Origin of the sequence: Pseudobutyrivibrio sp. (assembly GCF_015057185.1) — a bacterium.
Taxonomy (GTDB): Bacteria; Bacillota; Clostridia; order Lachnospirales; family Lachnospiraceae; genus Pseudobutyrivibrio.
In genome coordinates this window covers 36,829-57,139 of record NZ_SVEV01000006.1, presented here as the reverse complement: position 1 = coordinate 57,139, position 20,311 = coordinate 36,829, and the positions used below count along the sequence as shown (strand labels likewise).

General features: G+C 38.2%; 13 protein-coding genes. 11 read left to right on the top strand and 2 right to left on the bottom strand.

The window, feature by feature from the left end; translation table 11 throughout:
• The first annotated feature begins 59 nt into the window (after positions 1–59).
• The 10 genes from E7276_RS03915 (at position 60) to E7276_RS03870 (ending at position 16,413) form a co-directional block, all read left to right on the top strand.
• Positions 60–1,544: a sugar ABC transporter ATP-binding protein gene (locus tag E7276_RS03915; RefSeq protein ID WP_294213985.1), complete on the top strand. Its 1,485-nt coding sequence runs from the start codon at positions 60–62 to the stop codon at positions 1,542–1,544.
• Positions 1,545–1,558: 14 nt separating this feature from the next.
• Positions 1,559–2,503, top strand: coding sequence for an ABC transporter permease (locus E7276_RS03910; protein ID WP_294213983.1), 945 nt, complete (start codon positions 1,559–1,561; stop codon positions 2,501–2,503).
• 30 nt (positions 2,504–2,533) lie between these two features.
• On the top strand, positions 2,534–3,607 hold the full coding sequence (locus E7276_RS03905; RefSeq protein WP_294213981.1) for a sugar ABC transporter substrate-binding protein: 1,074 nt from the start codon (positions 2,534–2,536) through the stop codon (positions 3,605–3,607).
• A 138-nt stretch (positions 3,608–3,745) separates the two neighbouring features.
• Complete coding sequence (locus tag E7276_RS03900; protein WP_294213978.1) at positions 3,746–6,154, top strand: GH39 family glycosyl hydrolase; 2,409 nt, start codon at positions 3,746–3,748, stop codon at positions 6,152–6,154.
• 388 nt (positions 6,155–6,542) lie between these two features.
• Positions 6,543–7,613 (top strand): Gfo/Idh/MocA family protein, encoded by a 1,071-nt coding sequence (locus tag E7276_RS03895; protein WP_294213974.1) that lies wholly within the window; start codon positions 6,543–6,545, stop codon positions 7,611–7,613.
• Between the two features lie 238 nt (positions 7,614–7,851).
• A complete protein-coding gene (locus tag E7276_RS03890) occupies positions 7,852–9,276 on the top strand; it encodes an MFS transporter (protein WP_294213972.1) in 1,425 nt (474 codons plus the stop codon).
• A gap of 143 nt (positions 9,277–9,419) precedes the next feature.
• Positions 9,420–11,825, top strand: coding sequence for a GH39 family glycosyl hydrolase (locus tag E7276_RS03885; RefSeq protein ID WP_294213969.1), 2,406 nt, complete (start codon positions 9,420–9,422; stop codon positions 11,823–11,825).
• A gap of 184 nt (positions 11,826–12,009) precedes the next feature.
• A complete protein-coding gene (locus E7276_RS03880; RefSeq protein ID WP_294213966.1) occupies positions 12,010–12,966 on the top strand; it encodes a flavodoxin family protein in 957 nt (318 codons plus the stop codon).
• Between the two features lie 152 nt (positions 12,967–13,118).
• A complete protein-coding gene (locus E7276_RS03875) occupies positions 13,119–14,612 on the top strand; it encodes an MFS transporter (RefSeq protein WP_294213964.1) in 1,494 nt (497 codons plus the stop codon).
• 223 nt (positions 14,613–14,835) lie between these two features.
• Positions 14,836–16,413 carry an ABC transporter substrate binding protein gene (locus tag E7276_RS03870; RefSeq protein WP_294213962.1) on the top strand — a complete coding sequence of 526 codons (1,578 nt, stop codon included), beginning with the start codon at positions 14,836–14,838 and terminating at the stop codon, positions 16,411–16,413.
• A 56-nt stretch (positions 16,414–16,469) separates the two neighbouring features.
• Here E7276_RS03870 and E7276_RS03865 read toward each other — a convergent pair whose 3' ends face one another.
• Positions 16,470–17,600, bottom strand: a complete 1,131-nt coding sequence (locus E7276_RS03865; protein ID WP_294213960.1) for a substrate-binding domain-containing protein — start codon at positions 17,598–17,600, stop codon at positions 16,470–16,472.
• Between the two features lie 230 nt (positions 17,601–17,830).
• Here E7276_RS03865 and E7276_RS03860 point away from each other — a divergent pair, with 230 nt between their 5' ends.
• Positions 17,831–18,835, top strand: a complete 1,005-nt coding sequence (locus E7276_RS03860; protein WP_294213958.1) for an NAD(P)H-dependent oxidoreductase — start codon at positions 17,831–17,833, stop codon at positions 18,833–18,835.
• 59 nt (positions 18,836–18,894) lie between these two features.
• Here the strand turns inward: E7276_RS03860 and E7276_RS03855 are convergent, their stop codons facing one another.
• Positions 18,895–20,211 (bottom strand): PucR family transcriptional regulator, encoded by a 1,317-nt coding sequence (locus E7276_RS03855; RefSeq protein WP_294213957.1) that lies wholly within the window; start codon positions 20,209–20,211, stop codon positions 18,895–18,897.
• Between the last annotated feature and the right edge of the window lie 100 nt (positions 20,212–20,311).

Below are 20,311 nucleotides of genomic sequence, written 5' to 3'. Positions count from 1 at the left end.
GGCAATTATAACAAAAAATGCTGGATATATTTCCAGCAAAGAACAAAACAGAATAGGAAATGGGGGGATTTTTTACGGAAATATTAGCGCTTAAAAATATTACCAAAGATTATCCTGGTGTTAAGGCTCTTGATAATGTGTCAATTTCTTTTGAAAAGGGAGAAGTGCACGCTTTAGTTGGAGAAAATGGAGCGGGTAAATCAACCTTTATCAAAACTATTTCTGGTGCTATCAAGCCTACTTCAGGAACAGTGGTAATGGAAGGTAAAGAGTATTCGCATTTGGAACCATCTCAGGCAATTGATTTGGGTATTGCGGTTGTTTACCAGGAAATGATTCAGTTAGAGGCTAGAACAGTAGCGGATAACATTTTTGCCGGAGCAAGGGATGGTCTGATTGTTGATGATAAAACAAGATATAACAAGACAAAAGAACTTCTTGCAAAATTCAACAGCAACATTGATCCTAATACCCTTATTAGAGATTTATCCATGGCAAATCGTCAGATTGTAGAGTTGGCAAAGGCTATTGCCAAAAACGCAAAGCTTATCATTATGGATGAGCCAACTGCTTCTATTACTGTTGCGGAGCAGCAGAATCTCTACAAGCTTGTTAAGCAGCTTAAAAATGATGGGGTTACAATCATTTACATTTCACATCGTTTGGAAGAGCTATTTGAAATCTGCGACAGAGTTTCAGTTCTTCGAGACGGTCAGTACGTAACCACAGTCAATATTGACGAGACATCCAAGGATGATCTTATTAAGCACATGGTTGGTCGTGAATTGTCTGAGACATATCCACAAAAGAAGCCAGCTACTGATGAGGTAATCTTAGAGGTTGAGCACCTAACAGGAAATGGGGTGGAGGATATCAGCTTTAATCTCCATCGCGGAGAAATCCTTGGATTTGCAGGTCTTGTTGGTGCAGGCCGTACAGAAATTATGCAGATGATCTATGGTGCAGTGCCTAAGACCTCAGGAACAATTAAAAAGTATGGAGTGGAGATTGATCCACATTCTCCAAAGGAAGCAATGCATGAGGGAATAGGTCTTATTCCTGAGGATAGAAAATATCAGGGCTGCTTCCTTGACAAGTCAATCATTTGGAACATTTCTATTTCAAATTTAAAAACTCTTAGTAGAAAATATGTCATGAACAACTCAAAGGAAGTTGAGGTGGCAGAGAGCTATAAGGAAAAAATGCGAATTAAGGCACCTAACCTTAGACAAAAGGTGGGTGGATTGTCTGGTGGTAATCAGCAAAAGGTAGTTATCGCAAAGGTTCTTGCGGCTAATCCAGACATATTGATTTTTGATGAGCCAACAAGGGGAATTGATGTTGGTGCAAGACATGAAATATATACTCTTATGAATGAGCTTACAGAAATTGGTAAGAGTATCATAATGGTTTCCTCTGATATGGAGGAGCTTTTAGGAATGTCTGAGCGAATAATTGTTATTCACGAGGGCAAGGTTGCTGGTGAAATTTCCAAATCGGAATTTGATCAGGAAACAATATTAAAGAAAGCATCTGGTCTATAGGAGGGGAAATAAAAATGAAAAATAAAAAATCGGTTGGCCAAATCATTGCTGATTGGTCAATGGTTATATTGCTTTTAGTTTTAGTTGTATTTTTTAGTGTGATGTCGCCTGCATTTTTGACACCACTTAATATTACAAATATTTTAGTTCAAAACGTTCACGTTGCAGTATGCTCGACAGCGGTATTTATCATTATGGTCAGCGGTGGCTGCGACCTTTCAATTGGTTATCAAATGTCAGTTGCAGCAGTACTTTGTACAAAGCTTCTTGCAGAAGGTACAGTATCTGTTCCAGTTGCAGTAATTCTTGCAATAATTGTTTGTTCAGTTCTTGGAAGCTTTAACGGAATTATGACTTTAGTTCTTAAGAGTAATGCCATGATTGTAACTCTTGGAACAATGGCTATTTTCCAGGGTATTTCATATTTGATTTCTGGATCAAAGACATTCCACAATCTTCCAAGAGAGTTTATGTTTATTGGTCAGGGAAAAATTGGTCCTGTTCCACTTAACATCATTATCATGATTGTTCTTGTAGCAATAGCAATATTCGTTCTCACAAAGACATCAATCGGTAGAGATGTTTATGCGGCAGGCGACAACCCAGAGGCTGCAAGACTTGCAGGTCTTAATGTTGCAAAAATAAAAGTATTAGCATTTACAGTTGCTGGTATTTTAGTTGGTGTTTCAGCTGTGCTTCTTGCTTCACGTTCAGGTTCAGCAGATTCAAGTACAGGTGTTGGTATTGAATTTACAGGCATCACAGCCTGCGTTCTTTCAGGTGTAGCCCTTAAGGGTGGAGAAGGTACACTTTGGAAGGCGATTGTAGCAGTATATGTTCTTGGCGTTCTCGCTAATGGTATGCAGCTTATTAATCTTGGTACTTATCCACAGTACATTGCAAAGGGATTAATCATGCTGTTCTCACTTTACCTTAGCAATAGAGAGCAAAAGGCATAGATAAAATTAATTTTCATTGGAGGGTAAAAAATGAAAAAGAAACTATTATCATTAGTAACAGCAGTTGCTCTTGTAGCCTCTTTATTTGTAGGCTGCGGTAGCAGTGCAGGAAGCTCAGAAAATGCTAGCTCAGATGATGGAGCTGCAACAACTACAGAGGGTAAGCCAGGCGAAGGCAAAAAGGTTGGATTTGTAACATTTGGTCTCGGTGGAGATTTCTTCCAGATGCTTGCTGATGAGTTCGTAACAGTATTCGAGGAAGCAGGATATGAGGCTCAGTATGCAGATGGTGAGTTCAATCCTACAACACAGATTGAAGCATGCGAAAACTTTATCGCTATGGGAGTAGATGTACTTTTCTGCTGGTCAGTTGCACCAGAGTCAATGGATGGTATTGTTGCTGAGTGTCAGGAAAAGGGTATTAAGTTTGTAGCTTTCGTTGCTCCAACAACAGAGTACGATGCACTTATGGTTTCTGATGATGCAGAGCTTGCAGATTGTGCTTGTAAGCTTGCAGCCAAGTGGATTGATGAGACATATGCAGATGCAGAGGATCACTCAGTTCCTGTAGTAGTTCTTTCTTGCCGCACAGCTGATACAGGTGTTATCCAGGCTGACGAGCTTGACAAGATTGAGGAGTTCTCTACAAAGGCTAAGTTTGTTAAGGAAATCGAGTGCCAGGATGAGACAGTTGATGATGGTATGTCAGCAGTAGAAAACCTTTATGCAACAGATGACTCTACAAAGGTTATCCTTACAGCTCACTCAAACCTTGCAACAGGTGCTAACAACTATTTAACAGGTCTTAGCTCACCAGTTCAGGATTACTCAGATATGGCTATCTTTGCAATCAATGGTGATAACGCAATGGCAGAGCTTATCAAGTCTTCTATCAATGATGAGTGCCCACTTCGTGGTATGGTACTTACAGGCTCTGTTCATGATACAGCTTCAGAAATGCTTTACGTATGCGATGGTCTCCTTGATGGTTCATTAGAGGCAGGTCATATCCAGAAGGCTGGTACAATGTTCGTATATGCGGATACAGTAGATGAGTACCTTGAGACCGGTACAGTAACATCTGTAACAAATGAAGATTTCTAAATTGGACAATATCTTAACTCGATAATATATGTTTATAAGGAGAAGCAATTTTTGCTTCTCCTTATTTGTTGTTGTATAATGGTTTAGAATTTTGAGTAAGTGGGGATAGGGGAAAGTTCAGTTATACAAGGAGATTAAATGAATAGCTTCAACCAATTCAAAGTAAATATATATAGGGACATGTCTGAGGCGCAGCATCTTCATACTGATGTTGAGTTATTATATGTTGTTGAAGGAGTTATTAATGTAAAAATTAAAGACTCTGTATTCACACTAGAGCGAGATGACGTTTTAGTTATTAACTCAAGTATTCAGCATAGCATTGAGACAGTTGAAAAGAGCATTGTTTGTTCTATCATGTATGATTATCAGATTCTTGTTCACATACTTAAAAAGCCTAACAGCTTTTTCCTATGCAACAGCTCAGTGGACAAAACAAAGTCATATTTAGAAATTGTTTCATTGTGCAGAGATATTGTATATCAGCATGTTACATCTCTTAAGAAGACTGAAAGCTTGATGTATAGTATGCTTTACAAGCTTTTGGATGAGTTGATTGAGCACCACATGATTGATGATACCAATGCCGAGATTTCCGAGAATTATGATGCTGACGAAAAGCTTCAGATTATCATCCACTATGTTCACACAAATTATCAGGACGGAATTAGCTTGTCTGACTTGGCAAAGCAGATGTACACATCTACTTCTACCTTGTCACGACTTTTCAAGAAACAAACAGGCACATATTTTGCAGAGTATGTTAACCAGGTTCGTACTAGATATGCAATAGATGAGCTTCTTTATACAGAGAAAAATATGACAAAGATTGCCATGGATTGTGGTTTCTCAAATGCCAGTGCATTTACAAAGGTATTCCGTGAAATCTATAACATGGCACCAACTGAGTATCGTCAGAAAATGAAGGGCTCAGTTAAAAAAGATGTTGTAGTCGATGAAGAAATCAAGCAGAAAATCGAAGAAGAATATAGACATAACGAGGAGATTAAGTCTGCAGATGCTGCTGTAGAAGCAGTTGTAGATGTTAGAAACACTGAGGAGCTTAAACCTTGCTGGAATAAGCTGGTTAATGTTGGCTTTATCCATGATATTCTTCGTGCTAACACACAGTACCATATTCAATATCTAGCAAAGGAAATTGGATTTACCTATGCCAGAATCTGGATGGTATTCAACACAAAGACAATGGTTTCCGATGGAAAAACTGTTGGAGATTACAACTTTGATATGATATTCCAGGCATTAGATTTCCTTGTAGAAAATCGTATAAAGCCATGGCTTGATTTTACAAACAGACCTTATGCAAATGTTACAAACCCAGAAGAATCTGCATGGTTTGAGGACATTCGAATTAATTACAAGGATCAGCGTGTATGGGAAAACCTATACAAGCAATTCTTTATAAACCTTATCAGACGTTACGGTGAGAATGAACTATCCACATGGAGATTTGAGATAGGTCTCGAAGGCTTCCATGATGATTATGACAGCTTCTACCTAGAAGGAGGCTACGAATTTGTTAACGTATTTTCTTATATTTCCAAAACACTAAAGGAATTAGTTCCTGGTGCCCAGTTTGGATATTGTGGTGGTGCCGGAATACAGGAGCCAAAGGATTACGAGCAAATTCTTAAGAGCTTATATTCTGCAGAATACAAGCCAGACTTTGTCTCTGCCATTGTATTCCCATACATTCCAAAGGCGATTACAGACATTGATGGCGGCAAAGCCAATTTTGTACGTTCCCAGGACAAAGACTTCGAAGGACACGAATTAGAGCGCATTTACAACATGCTAGACAAAGTAGGCATTCCACGAAACCACTTAGTTGTATCAGAATGGAACCTTACATGCTCAAATCAAAACTACCTCAACGACAGTTGCTTTAGAGGCTGTATACTACTTCGCAACATCGTAATGTTTGCAAAGGACCTAGATATATTTGGACTTTGGCTTGCATCAGACTGGCAAGTTAACTCCTATGCAGCACGTAATGTAATCAATGGAGGTGGCGGTATCCTTTCCAAGGACACCATCAGAAAGCCAATCTACTACGCACTTAAAATGCTTAACCACCTTGGCAGCAAAGTAATAGCTCGTGGCGAAAACTACATGGTTACAAAGGTTGCAGATGACGAGTACCAGGTAATATGCTTCAACACAGTATGGTACAACTCAGGCTATTTCATTGATGCAGAAAACCAGTCTTCTGTAGAAGATGCCAAAGCTTACTTTAACACCAAAGACAACCGCAGATTTAACATAAAGCTCACCGGCGTAAGTGAAAATGCAGGCTACTACATCAAGCGCCGAAGCGTCAACCGCGAACATGGCTCAATCATTGATGAATGGTCAAAGTTCGACAACGACAGCAAACTCGAGCGCATCGACATTAAGTACCTACAAGAGCGCTGCGTACCAGAGCTATCCCGTATCCGCCAAAAATCTAAGGGCGACGTACTCACCCTTGATTTCGAAATGGAACCACAGGAATTTTGTGTACTCCACATTTTCCCTGAGTACTAAAAGCAGACGGGAGGGCCCCACTATGTGGGAGTTGCCCGTCTGCCACAGCAACCCCATTGCCGTAGGCAATTTGCATGGGGTTAGCTTTCCCGCAATGACGGGAGGGCCCCACTATGTGGGAGTTGCCCGTCTGCCACAGCAGCCCCATTGCCGTAGGCAATTTGCATGGGGCTAGCTTTCCCGCAATGACGGGAGGGCCCCACTATGTGGGAGTTGCAATATTTTTGTCATCCTATTGCGTGGATTTTGGGGACGAAATATTTGGTTGCAATGAAAAACAAAATTTTGAGAAGTTTATAAGAGAATAAAGTGAGGAAAGTCGGTATATTTTATGTAGATAAAAGATATCGACTTTTTTTGTGTAAAATTTTTAATAAGGAGAAAAACGATGGAGACAATTAAGATTGGTATTATCGGCCATGGCTTTATGGGACATGAGCACGAAGCAATGCTTACTCGTCTTGATGGCTACAAGGTAGTTGGTATTTCTGATATTGACCCTAAGCAGCTTGAGGATGTTAAGGAAGGCATTAAGAGATATTCTAATAATGAGGAGATGTTTAACGACCCTGATGTTGATGTAGTACTTATTGCTGCAAATAATAATCAGCATCATGACCTTGTTATTCAGGCAGCTCGCTCAGGAAAGGATATTATCTGCGAGAAGCCAGTTGCTATGAACTTGGAAGAGCTTGATGACATGGTAAAGGTTGTTGATGAGTGCGGTGTTAACTTTACTGTACATCATCAGAGAAGATTTGATAAAGATTTCCGTACAATGAAGAATGTGTACGATAGCGAGACACTTGGTGATGTTTATTCTATCAAGAGTAGCTTGTACGGCTTCAACGGAAATATGCATGATTGGCATGTATATATTGCAGAGGGTGGCGGAATGCTCTTTGACTGGGGTGTTCACCTTCTTGATCAGATGCTTTGGATGATGCCAGGCGCAAAGATTAAGTCAGTATTTGCTGATGTTAGAAACGTAATCAACTTTGAGGTTGATGATTACTTCAAGATTCTTATGAAGTTTGATAATGGAATTATGGCTGAGGTTGAGCTTGGTACATATTTCCTTACAGATAAAATGGATAATAAGTGGTTTGAGCGTCATTGGATTATGGGCGGAAATAAGGGAACTGCTTACCTTGATGGATTTGATCCACAGGGGGCAATCGTTCGTACAAATGGATTGCTTCAGAATGTTGGCGGTCAGCGTACTATGACTGCAGCGGGTCCTACACGTTCATTTGGACCACCACCAGAAGGAAAGCTTATTACAGAGCCACTTCCAATTGCAAATACAACTCATGAGGATTACTTTGAGAATTACCGTAAGGCATTCGATGGACAGGAAGAGTTCCTTGTAAAGATTCCTGAAACACGTCGAGTTCTTCGTCTCATGGAGGCAGCAAGAGAGTCTGCTCGTACAGGTAAATCTGTAGATTTTGAATAATAATAACTAAATGAAAGCCTGAGTTTTACTTTGATTCATCAATGTGAATAAAAGTGGGACTCAGGCTTTTGGCACTTTTACTAGAGGTCTGCAACAGAATGATTCGTTTTGTTGCAACATACACAGATTTTTTGAATTTTCGCAAGGATTTATAAAATAATCTTTTTTTAGGACAAGTTAGGTAGAAATTTAGTTGTTATTATCTTATCATCACAAATGACTTAGGGAGGTATTAGAAATGAGTGATGTATCTACGTCAGCTACAAATAATGCAGCTGCTGCACCAAAAATCGAAAAAGCAGGCCCAAAGCTGGCAGTTGGGTATGCTTTTGGTGAAATAGGCTGTCAGATGTCATGGTACATGATTAACAACTACCTGACATTATTCTACAGAGATATCGTTGGACTTTCAGCTTCAGCAATTTCCTTAATTATGTTAATTGCTCGTGTTTGGGATGCTATTAATGATCCAATGATGGGGACTATCGCAGATAGAACAAATACAAGATGGGGACGTTTCCGCCCTTACTTGTTCTTTGCACCACCTTTCCTTGCTATATTTAATATTCTTACATTTACAGTATGGCCAATGGAAGGTACAACAAAAGTAGTCGTATGTTTACTTTGCTACATAGGCACAGGTATGGCTTATACAGCTGCATCTATTGCTTATCAGGCACTACAGAACGTTGTTGCAATTGATTCAAAGGTAAGAATGCTTCTTGCAACAAGCCGTAATGTAGGTTCTTCAATTATCGGTATTATCCTTTCAGCAACAGCTGCACCTCTTCTTTTAAAGCTTTCTCATCCAGGAGTTGAGGCTGCTGATGCACAGGGTTACTTTAGATTTGCAATTATCATGGCTGTAATCATGATGATTCCATTCTGGATTTGCGGAGCTATCTGCAAGGAAAAATATACAGAGCATCTTCACTCAAACAAGGGTAAGACAGAGAAGCTTGGATTCCTTGCATCATTAAGAGAAATCGCAAAGAACGATCAGCTTCTTATGGTTGTTCTTGCAACATTCCTTGGCGCTATTTGCGTATCTGGTCGTATGGGACTTCTCACATTCTACATCATTTATGTAGTAGGTGATTTCATGCACATTGCAACATTCTTCACAGTAATGACTGTTGCACAGCTTATTGGAAGCTTATTACTTCCATGGGGAACTAGCAAGTTCACAAAGAAGGGTTACTTAATCATTCTTCAGATGTTAATGAACATTGGCTTCCTTGCAATGTTCCTTCTTCCAAACGCTGGTATTCCAGTATTACTTGGAATCTCATTCGTATGTGGTCTTTGCAACTCAGCTTCAGGTATTTGCTACGGCTTAGTTGGTGATTCACTTGAGTATGGTGATTGGAAGCTTGGCCGCCGTCAGGAAGGCGTTGCAGCATCAATGCTTTCATTCGGTGTAAAGATTGCTACAGCTGTTTGTGGCGCTGCTGGTATTCTTCTTCTTGATGCAGTTGGATATGTTCCAAATGCTGAGCAGACAGAGGCAGCTCGTCAGGGTATCAACGCGGTAGTAAACCTTATTCCATTTGTAATTGGTGTTCTTTCACTTGTTCCAATGATTTGGTACAAGCTTACACCTGAAAAGGTTGAAGAGATTAGAACTGATCTTGAGAATGGTAAGAGAGCTTACGATAGATAAATATAGAATTTTAAGGGCCTTGCAATTAGCAGGGCTCTTTTATTGCGCTAAAAATGAGGCAAAAAAATATGATTGCAAAATAATAAAAGGCTTTTGGGGAATTCTATAATGATATACGAAATTTTTTAGTTTATAATTTGCCTATGGAAAATATAAGAGAAATTGTTCAATTTAATATTATTCATGAGTCTAACAGCGAGCCGAGAGAGCAGCATTACCATCAGAATTTGGATTTGCTCTATGTGCTCGCTGGTTCTGTTGATGTGGTAATTGATGACAAGGTATTCCATCTCAAGGAAGAGGACATGATTCTCATTAATTCTAATAAGCGTCATAAATTTGAAAATTCGGGCAATCTTTTGGCTATTCGCTTTGCCATAGATTATTATTTGCTTTCTCAAACTGTTGGCACCACTCAGATGTTGTTCTTGTGTAATTCGGCAGTGGATAAAAATTCTGCCTATGATAAACTGCGCCATCAGATGAAGGAGATTATCCGTTATTATTACACAGAAGGTAACAAGGATAAATGCTATTTACAGGCCCTTTATTACCAGATGCTCCATGTGCTGATTGCGAATTTTATGGTCAAAACAGAGGAGACTAGAGTACTGTTTGACAATGATGCAGAAAAAGAGCGAATTAGTGAGATTCAAAGCTACATTCAAGGACACTATCAGTCTGCGATCAGTCTTAATGATTTGGCGGAGCAGATGTTTTTGACACCAGCCTATCTTTCTAAATATATCAAGAAAAAATTTGGTATGACCTTTGTGGATTACCTGAATAATATTCGATTGTTTCATGCAGTGGACGAACTGATTTATACCAATAAGAGCCTTACACATATTGCTATGGACAACGGCTTTTGCACTTCTGCTGCCTTTAACAAATCTTTTAAAAAGGTATTTAATGTTTCCCCAGGAGAATATAGAAAGACTGCGGAAAACCAAAACAGAAATAATCCAATTGAAGTAGATGATGAACAGGGCAAGCAGCAGATTATCACTTATATTGAAAATGACAATGCGAAACATGCAAGATTGGATTTGAATAAAAAAAGCATTCAAGCTGATGCTAGTATTTACAAGAAAAAATATGTAGATGAAACTAGAGTAATCAATATTGGAAGTGTTTACATGTTGCTTCAGCAGGAGGCACAGGAACAGCTTCTTGAGCTAAAGGAAAAATTGGGAATTACTCATGTGCGTGTGTGGGATGTGTTTGCACAGAATGCTTTTATTAGGGAAAATGGACAGTTTAGCTTCCACAAGCTTGATAATGTACTAGATTTTCTTGTGGATAATAAAATAAAGCTATACATGGAGGTTGGACAAAAGCCTACCTTGCTCATGTATGCACCCGAACGATATATCAACGTGACAGCTACTGAAAATGAGCTATTTGATTATGAATACTACAAAAAGCTTATCAAGGATTTGAGTATTCATTTGGTTAATCGCTATGGTGTTGAAGAAATCGAAAAATGGTATTTTGAATTTTGGAATAATCCTAAGCTGAATATCACCAGAGAGAACGGCGAATACTACCATTATTTTGATATGGTATATAATACCTTCAAATCCATTAGTCCGGACATTAATATAGGTGGGCCGGGACTAATTTTGGGTTACGAAAAAACTATGGCAGAAGAGGTTTTTGCCATTTGGAAAAAGAGAGATATTTGGCCAGACTTTGTGTCATTTGGTTCATTCCAATACATTTCCTTTAGTGATGGACAGTTTACCTATGGCAAGAAATCCTTGGACAAGGATTACGTTAAAAATCAGGTTGCTGTCATGAAGAAGTGTATGGCTGATGAGGGATTTAATGTAAAAGAATTTCATTTAGATGAGTGGAATTACACCATTTCCAATAGAAATGTAATCAGCGATAGCTGCGAGCATGCAGCCTACATCATGAAAAACTATATCGATATGATAGGTGAGGTTGATGTAATGTGCTATTGGCACGGATTGGATTTGTACGCAGAATACTATGATACTAACACATTGCTCAGTGGTGATGCAGGATTGATTTCCAGAGATGGAATTAAAAAGCCATCCTTTTATGCGGTAGAGTTTTTAAATCGTAGTTACTACAACGAGATTATTCGATGTGAGAATGGAATTGTATCCACTAATGGAAGAGGCAGCTATTCAATTGTGTGTCATAACTTCAAACCTTTATCAGAGAAATATTTGGACATAGAAGAGGACAGCATACAGATAAAGGATATTGATTATTACATTTCAGATACAGAGGATTTGAATCTCAATGTTGTGCTTAATAATGTTCAAAATGGTAATTACCAGATAAAGACCTATTACATTAATCCAGAATATGGCAGTGTGCAGGATTTGTGGAAAGGACTTGGACTTGCCAGCTCCATGGAAAATGAGGAGATACAGTTTATCAAACAGCATGCCAACCCAAACATGGAAAGACAGGAAATCGAGGTTAGCGATAATAAGCTTGAGATTGAGTATGTTCTTAAGGCTACAGAGATTAGATTTATTGAAATCAAATATCAGTTTAAATATGAGTAAAAGTGAATAATACACAGATTTTCTAGGAGGACAAAAAATGTACTACAATTTTTGTCCTCCTTCTTTTTTCAGGAAGCTTTAGAACTAAATTGGTAAAGAAGATTTGCCAAATCAGATAAAGTGTGAAAAAGGATTTGGACATAAAATGTTCACATATTCATTCAAGTGGTGAAAGGAGAATAGAATGAAAGTTTTAGGTATTTCCTTTGGTCGTATAGATCAAAGAAGTGATGTTATGGTAAAGGAAGCTCTTTTTGCAGCAAAGGAAGCTGGAGCAGAGGTTGAATTTATTAATACAGTTAGATTAAATATCGGTCACTGTCGTGCTTGCGATTATTGCAGCCGTTGCCGTGATAAGGGTGATGTAGAAATCCACTGCTGTATGAAGGATGACTACCATATTCTTGAGGAGAAGTGCCTTGAGGCTGATGGTATTATCATCGCAGCTCCAGTATATGCAGTTGGTATCGTAGGTCAGTTCAAGAACTTTGTTGATAGATTTGGCCCATCTCATGATAGAGCAGCTCTTATTGAGGAAAATAAGAAGCGTCAAGAGGCAGGCAAGCCACTTCTTGATGAGCGTTATTTCAAGGATAGATATGTTGGATACATTTCAGTTGGTGGAGCTCAGACTCACAACTGGGTAGCACTTGGTCTTCCAATGCTTGATTTATTCTCATTCTCATTCTGCATGAAGTGCGTAGGTCACGTAGATGCATATGATCAGGGACGTACAGGTCATCCATTATTTGACAAGGACCTTATGAAGAAGTGTGCAGACCTTGGTACAGCAGTAGCTGAATCACTTGGTAAGCCATATGACGAGGTTGATACATGGGTAGGTGAAGAAGGCGTTTGCCCAGTTTGCCACAACCCACTTCTTTCTATGAACGGTACAACAACTGTTGAGTGCCCAATCTGCGGTATTTACGGAAAGCTCTCAGTTGATGGAGATAAGGTAACAGTAGAATTCTCAGAGGAGCAGAAGAACAGAGCTCGTAACACTCTTATCGGAATCTATGAGCACTATAACGAGATTCAGAACATGATTACTGTATGTGTTCCAAAGCTTATGGCTAATAAGGATACACTTCCAAAGATGATGGAGAAGTACAAGAACTTCGATCTTCATTGGAACTAAAGTGATATTAAGAGGTGCCATCCACTGAAAAATTGCACCTCTGATATAGAAACATTATATTAAGTGAGCCGAATTTAATAATATCTTGTTGGTTTGGTGAGTATAACAAAGTGATACCAAACCAACTAGATATTATAAATGAGGCGGATTCTATGGGGGAATTAGAAATGGATACTACTAACATGGCAGGCACATCTGCAAAATCTGGTATCACTAAAGTGAACCAGTATGGTATGGCTCCTTTGAAGCCAATCAACTATTTTGTCTATGGTATGGGTAACTTTGCTTCTCAGCTTTCATGGACAATGGTAAGTACTTATCTTTCACTTTTCTACACCGACGTATTCGGTTTAGGAACAGGTGCAGTTGCACTCCTTATGCTAATTGCTAAGGTTTGGGATGCTATTAATGATCCAATGATGGGTACACTCATGGAGCGTACTCACACAAAGCACGGTCGATTCCGTCCTTACATCGTAGTAGGTGCAGTATTCCTTGTAATCTTTACTATTCTTACATTTACAGTACCTGGCTTTGGCGGTCCAGCTAAGCTTGCTTATGCTTACATTACATACATCGGTCTTGGTATGTCATACACAATGACAAATGTACCATACCTTGCAATGCCAGTTGTAATGACACGTGACCCTAAGGAAATCAATAGATTAAACGCAGCTCAGATGATGGGTATGACAATTGGTCAAATCATCCTTAACCTCTTCGTACTTCGTCTTGTTGTATGGTTTGGTAAAGGTGATCAGGCTGCTGGTTACCAGTCAACAGCTATCCTTCTTGCACTTATTGCACTTCCAATGTTCTGGGCAGTTGCAGCACTTTCAAAAGAAAGAATTGATGTTAAGAAGAGTGAACAGGGAAGTATTATCGAAGGTCTCAAGCTTATCGCAAAGAACAGAAACCTTGTATGTGCTCTTATGTACAGCTTAATGAACATGTTCGGTATGCTTGGTCGTATTTCTGTTGCAGTATACTTCTATATGCACGTTGTACAAAACTTTGAATACATTACAATTTTCATGATGATGCAGATGATTGTAGGTACAATCGTAATGCCATTTGCTCCTAAGTTCTGTATGAAGTTTGGTAAGAGAAATACAGGTATCATCTCAATGCTCATTCAGGGCCTTGCACTTATTATCATCTTCTTTGGTCCATCAAAGAGCATTCCATTCAACTTCGTAATGATGGTTATCTATGGACTTGGATACATTGCAGGACCTTCAGGATCAGGTATGGTTGTTGATGCTATCGATGACTTCGATCTTAAGTATGGTTATAGAAATGATGGTATGGCATTCTCATTCTCAGGAATGGCTACAAAGATGGGTACAGCTCTTGCAAACTCAATCTTCCTTCTTATCATGGGATTTTACGGATATGATAGCTTATTCGGTGTTAGAGCACAGTTAGAGGAAGCTACAGATCCAGGAGTAATTGCTACACTTACAGAGCAGATCGCACATACTGAGTTTGGTATCAACATGTGTGCAAACCTTCTTCCAGGTATCGTATTCCTACTTGGTATCATTCCACTTCTTATCTACAACCTTGATAAGCCGGGTTACATGGATAAGGTAAGAGATGGTCTTACAGAGAGAAATGCAAAGCGTGCTGAACAGGCTGAGTAAAATAAATAGTTAAAATTTTTAGCGAGGGTCACTCTTGTGACCCTCGTAATTGTATTTTAGGAGTTATTTGGGATATAATAAAGTTAGATTTGTGCTGGAAAATATAATGTAAGGCTTGCTTTCAAAAATTAAGGGTTGTGGAATCTTTATGAGACGAAAATTGATAGCTGTTTGCACAATTATCATAGTGATGCTTTCGACGTTTATAGGGGGATTTATGCCCGTGAGCGCGAAAACAAACCAGGTGGATCCATATCGTATTTTGTGCATTTTATCTTATAACTATTCCTATGAAATAGTTTCTGATGAAATGGATGGAATAGAGGCAGGCTTATCTTCGGATGATTACAAACTAGATTATGAAATAACCTATGAATCAATGGATTCTAAAAAGTTTTACACAGCAGAGGATATTGTAAATTTTGAGGACTATCTTACATACAAGCTTTCAAAACAAGAACCCTATGATTTAATCATAACAGCTGATGATTCTGCCCTTAGATTTGCAATTAATCATAGAGATACAATATTTAAGGATATTCCTATTGTGTTTATGGGGGTCAACTCAATCGCTGATGCCCAGACTGCAGATGTGTTAGATGGTGTCACTGGTGTGGCAGAGGTTCCAGATTATGAAGCCAACTATGAGCTGATGAAGTCACTCTTTCCAGAGAGGACCACAATAGTAGCCATAGTTGATGGCACAAATACTGGTCAGGGTGAGTTTGTTCAGTTTAGAGAATTTATCGCAAATCATCCAGAACAGGATTATCGAGTCCTCAACACTTCGAGATATTCCAGAGAGGGCATAGAACAATATCTTAGTGAATTGGGCGATACAGATATTATTTTATACCTTGATTTTCTTGAGGATGGAGAAAAAAATATATACGCATTGGATACAGCTACGAAATTTATAGCTACATATGCGGAAGATATTCCAATTTTCAGAGTATCATCAGCTGATATAGGAAATGGTGTATTAGGGGGAGTCTCTTACTCTTTTTATGATGCGGGCAAAATTGCTGGACAAATGGCAGCTCAGATTCTATCTGAATCTGAAACTGATGAGATTGAGCTTGTAACAGAAACAGTTACAAATACTTATTTTGAACAGGCAATGATGGATAAATATGGCATCAATATTTTAGATATACCAAAAGATGCCATTATAATAAACGAGAGAACAACTATCGTATCTTGGTATAGAGATAATACTGCCATAGCAAATCTAACTATCCTTGTATGTTTTTTGCTTTTGATTATCATAATATTGCTTGCCATATCAAATGGTAAGAGAAAAATTCTTGTTAACAAAGATGCATTAACAGGAATTCCAAATAGACTTAGCATAAATCGACAGATAAAGACTACAACCGCTCAAAATGAGTCATATGGTCTCATAATGGTGGATTTAGATTATTTTAAAGATATTAATGATAATTTGGGGCATCTAGTAGGTGATGAAGTATTAATAGAACTTGCTAACAGACTTGATGCTGTTGCAAAAGAAAATGATTCTACTGCTGCTAGAATTGGTGGAGATGAATTTCTAATTTTTAAGAAAAATGCTCAGGCAGAGAATTGCGCACATGTATGTGAGAAACTGCAGTTGGTCATGAAAAATCCTATTGCTACATCTCAAGGCGAGGTTGATATTACTTTGTCTATGGGGGCGGCTGCATATCCTGAGGATACGGATAATCCGGCTAAGGTTTTATCATTGGCGGATAAAGCACTTTATAGAACAAAAGAAGAAGGAAGAAACGGATATACGTTATATAAGAATATAAAAATATAAAAAATGAGAAGTGTCAGTTGGTATTATTGAAAACTGTCACTTCTTTTTTGGTGATCTCACAATACTTTATCTATATTAGCATTAGTTACCACCATCGGTGACAGTAAATACGAAGTAATATAAACATTATCACTTACATAGGTGTCGGAGTCCCGGCGGATAGTAAAATCTAAATCATAACCTTTGGTTAAATCGTCCCCTGTAGAAACTCCATTTAAATAATTCTGCACAATACAAAATGTTGCATAAGCTTCATTATTTAAATTTTTATAAATACTCATAGATTGTTTTTCATCTTTTATGTTTTGAATATTGCAGGAGTCACAATCCTGACCTGTTATTATAATCTGATTATCTTTATTGTACGAGGAATCAATGGCTTCACATACGCCTAATGCTATGGAATCATTGGCTGCTAGCACGGCATTTAACTGTTGATTGGTTCCATAGTAACTAGATAGCATAATTTCCATTCGTTCACATGCCAACTCAGTATCCCAAGAGGAAATTGATGTGCTATAGAAGGATGTTTGGTTTGATAAAACCTTTAATTTACCATCGTTTATATATGATGAAAGTATCGACATAGCTCCATCATAGAAATAAATTGCATTGTTATCTGCTGAGTCACCAGAAAAAATCTCAAGATTGAAGCATCTGTCACTATCTATATTATCTAAATCTAAAGCATCTACAATATATTGAGCCTGAAGTTGGCCAACCATATAATTATCGTAGCTCACGTAAGCAAGCAAATTCGGGTTATGATAAATAAGTCTGTCGTAGGCAACAATAGGTATATTTTTCTTATTAGCATTTTCTATACACGGACCTAGGGAATCTGAATCTACAGGGGAAATAATTAAAAGCTGAGCACCTTGATCTATCATTTGATTAATATCATTTATCTGAGCGTCAATAAGATTATCTCCATAGGAGAGTAAAACATTATAGCCGGCATCTTCGAATAAGGTTTTGAGAAGATCTGCATCAATATGCCATCTTTCTAATTGTGCTGCGGGCATACTTATACCAATGGTTTTTACGTCTTCGCCAGTATAGGTGGTTGCAGACTGAGGAACCGGTTCGCTTTCCTGAGAAAGATTGGAAACTTCTTTGGACGAGCAGGCGGTAAATAACAGAATTAATATAGATATTAATGATATTGTTTTTAATAATTTGTGCATATACATACTCCAAATCATGTGTCTACTTATATCCATCACTATTATAACAAATAAATGTGACAAAAAACTTTAAATGCAATAAACATGGAAAAAATATTGCAAATAATTTAACAATCAAATTTGGTTGCAAAATATGACAAATATGGGCTCAACATTTTTAAAGTGGACTACTATTTAATGAGATATATTATCAGTATAAGAAGTATATAACCCGGAGGTAAGATTAATTTATGGAAAAGAAAAAAGTTCTTGGTATTTCTTTTGGCCGTAAGATGAGCAACTGCGATGTTATGGTTAAAGAAGCCCTCATGGAGTGCGAGAGAGAAGGTTGTGATGTAGCTTTCCTTCGTGCTGATGATCTTGATATTAACAACTGTACAGGATGTATTGCTTGTGTTATCGGTATGATGTCTGGTCGTGGACGTGGATACTGTGTAAAGCATGATGATTTCGATATCCTTGATGAAGCAGTTATGCAGTCAGACGCTGTTATCCTTGCATGTCCAACATATGAGACATCTGTAACAGGTAGATTCAAGACTATCTGCGATAGAATTGGACCTAGCCATGATATCACATTCAGAAAGGCTAGATATGATGAAGGCAAGGCAGCTGGTGTTCCAGAGGAGCAGCTTCCAGATGCACGTGCATTCAAGAAGCGTTCAGCAGCTCTTATTTCAGTTGGTGGCGCTATGACAGAGGAGTGGATTGCACTTACACTTCCAATGATGTATGAGTTCACATTCCCAATGGCTATCGATGTAGTAGATACAGTTGAGTACTACGGAGCTATGGCATGCGAGAACGTTGCTGGTAACCCAGATATGATGGAGAGAATGACACAGGTAGGTAAGAACATCGTTGCTTCTATTAACGCTGAGGATGAAGAAGAAAGAATTAAGTTCCGTGGAGAGGAAGAGGGTACATGCCCAATCTGCCACACAAGACTTATCCAGTTCTCTCATGATAAGAAAACAGCATCTTGCTTAGTATGCGGCAGCCGTGGAACATTTGATATTGTTGATGGCAAGTTCGTAATGAACTACACACAGGAAGAGCTTGATCGCTCAAGACTTCGTTGGGGTGGAAAGCTTGAGCACTCTACAGAGATTAAGACTCAGGCTCAGCCTTCAGGTACTATTAAGAACCTTAAGGAGCTTAAGCAGCCATATGCTGACTTCAACCCAGGGGTATGGCCAGTAGATGAGAATGCTAACGGCAACGTTGCAAAATAATATTTAAACAAAATGAAAGCTTGGACTAAACTATGGTCCAAGCTTTTATTAATTGAATACTATTTTGAAATCTTCATCAGCTTAAGAGAAATCTCGTAGGCAAACATGTTATCGGGATTACTTATATCGATTCCGAATAATGATTTCATTTTTTCGATTCGATAGAAGAATGTTGATTTATGAATATGGAGTGCTTCTGCAGCAGCGGGAGCACTTCTATTTTTTTGTATGTAGGTTTGTAATGTAAGCAGATATTCGGTTTCGTTTTCCTCATCATATTTTTTAATGAATTTCAAAGCAGGATGAATAGAAGCCTGGAGAACCTCAGGATTGTCTATAATGTTTGAAATATGACGGAAGCAATAGTCGCCATACAGCAGTATTCGGTCAGTAATATCGGATGGTTCAAATAATGTGAGCATACTTTGGCACTGATCAAAATAGGTATGGCTCTCCATTAGATTCGTAAATACGAAGCTTAAAGTAGCTATCATATTGTTCATTTGTAGGAAGGTGACAAGTCGTTCCCGGTTTTCTTCAGAGTAAGGCTTTAATGTGTGAGTCGGCACTAAAGTAATAATTATACCGTTGTATGTACCTGTCACCGAATTAGTGAGAATGGACATAATCTGATTACAATAGTAATCCGGCGATAGAACCCTCTCCGAGGAGCTGATGAAATCAAAAGCCAATAAATAATAGTTGCTCTCAGGCTTCACGCCAAATAATTTCAATTGGTTTTTTATGTTTTCTTCATTATCAAAATGCTTCAAAAACAATTCCTTGAAAAAGTGGTCATATTTAATTCCCTTAGGATTGCTGAAGCTGAAATCCTTTTGCAGCTCTACAGATATAGTTTTTGATAAATCATGAATAAAAGCTAAATCCTCTTCTGAAAATTCTTTATTGATACCACGGCAACAAATGTACCCAACAACTGCTTGATTGATTCGGATGCTTTCAAATACCCAGTCATAAGGAAAGTCCTCAATCTTTGAAGTGAAGGGATAAATGCTGTGATAAATACGCTCTGTAATCTTGTTAACCTTCATATCATTTGAGAAAACATTTTTGATAGAAAGTCGATTGTTTTTGATTTCTAGTGTACGCTCATCGGAAACGGTAGGATAGGAAGCTAAAATTGAATAACTACTATCTACAAGGGTAAAAGGATTGCCAACGAATTTGTATGCTATTTTAAGAAGCTCCTGTAAACCACACCCTTTCCTAAGTGCGTCAAAAAGCTGATCCTTTTGTTTTTGCATTTCACGATAGCTCTTTACTGTATCTATTAGACAATTGTCTGAAATTTCACCTTTAGAATAGCTGTCTATTATTTCATCAAAATTGATTAAATTAGGATAATGCTCGCTCATAATCCTCTCCTTTCAACTGTTTTATTATATCAGACGTTTGTCGGAAAAGTAATTGATAAATCTTATCAAATTTCCTATTTCTGACGGATGCAGTTAATAT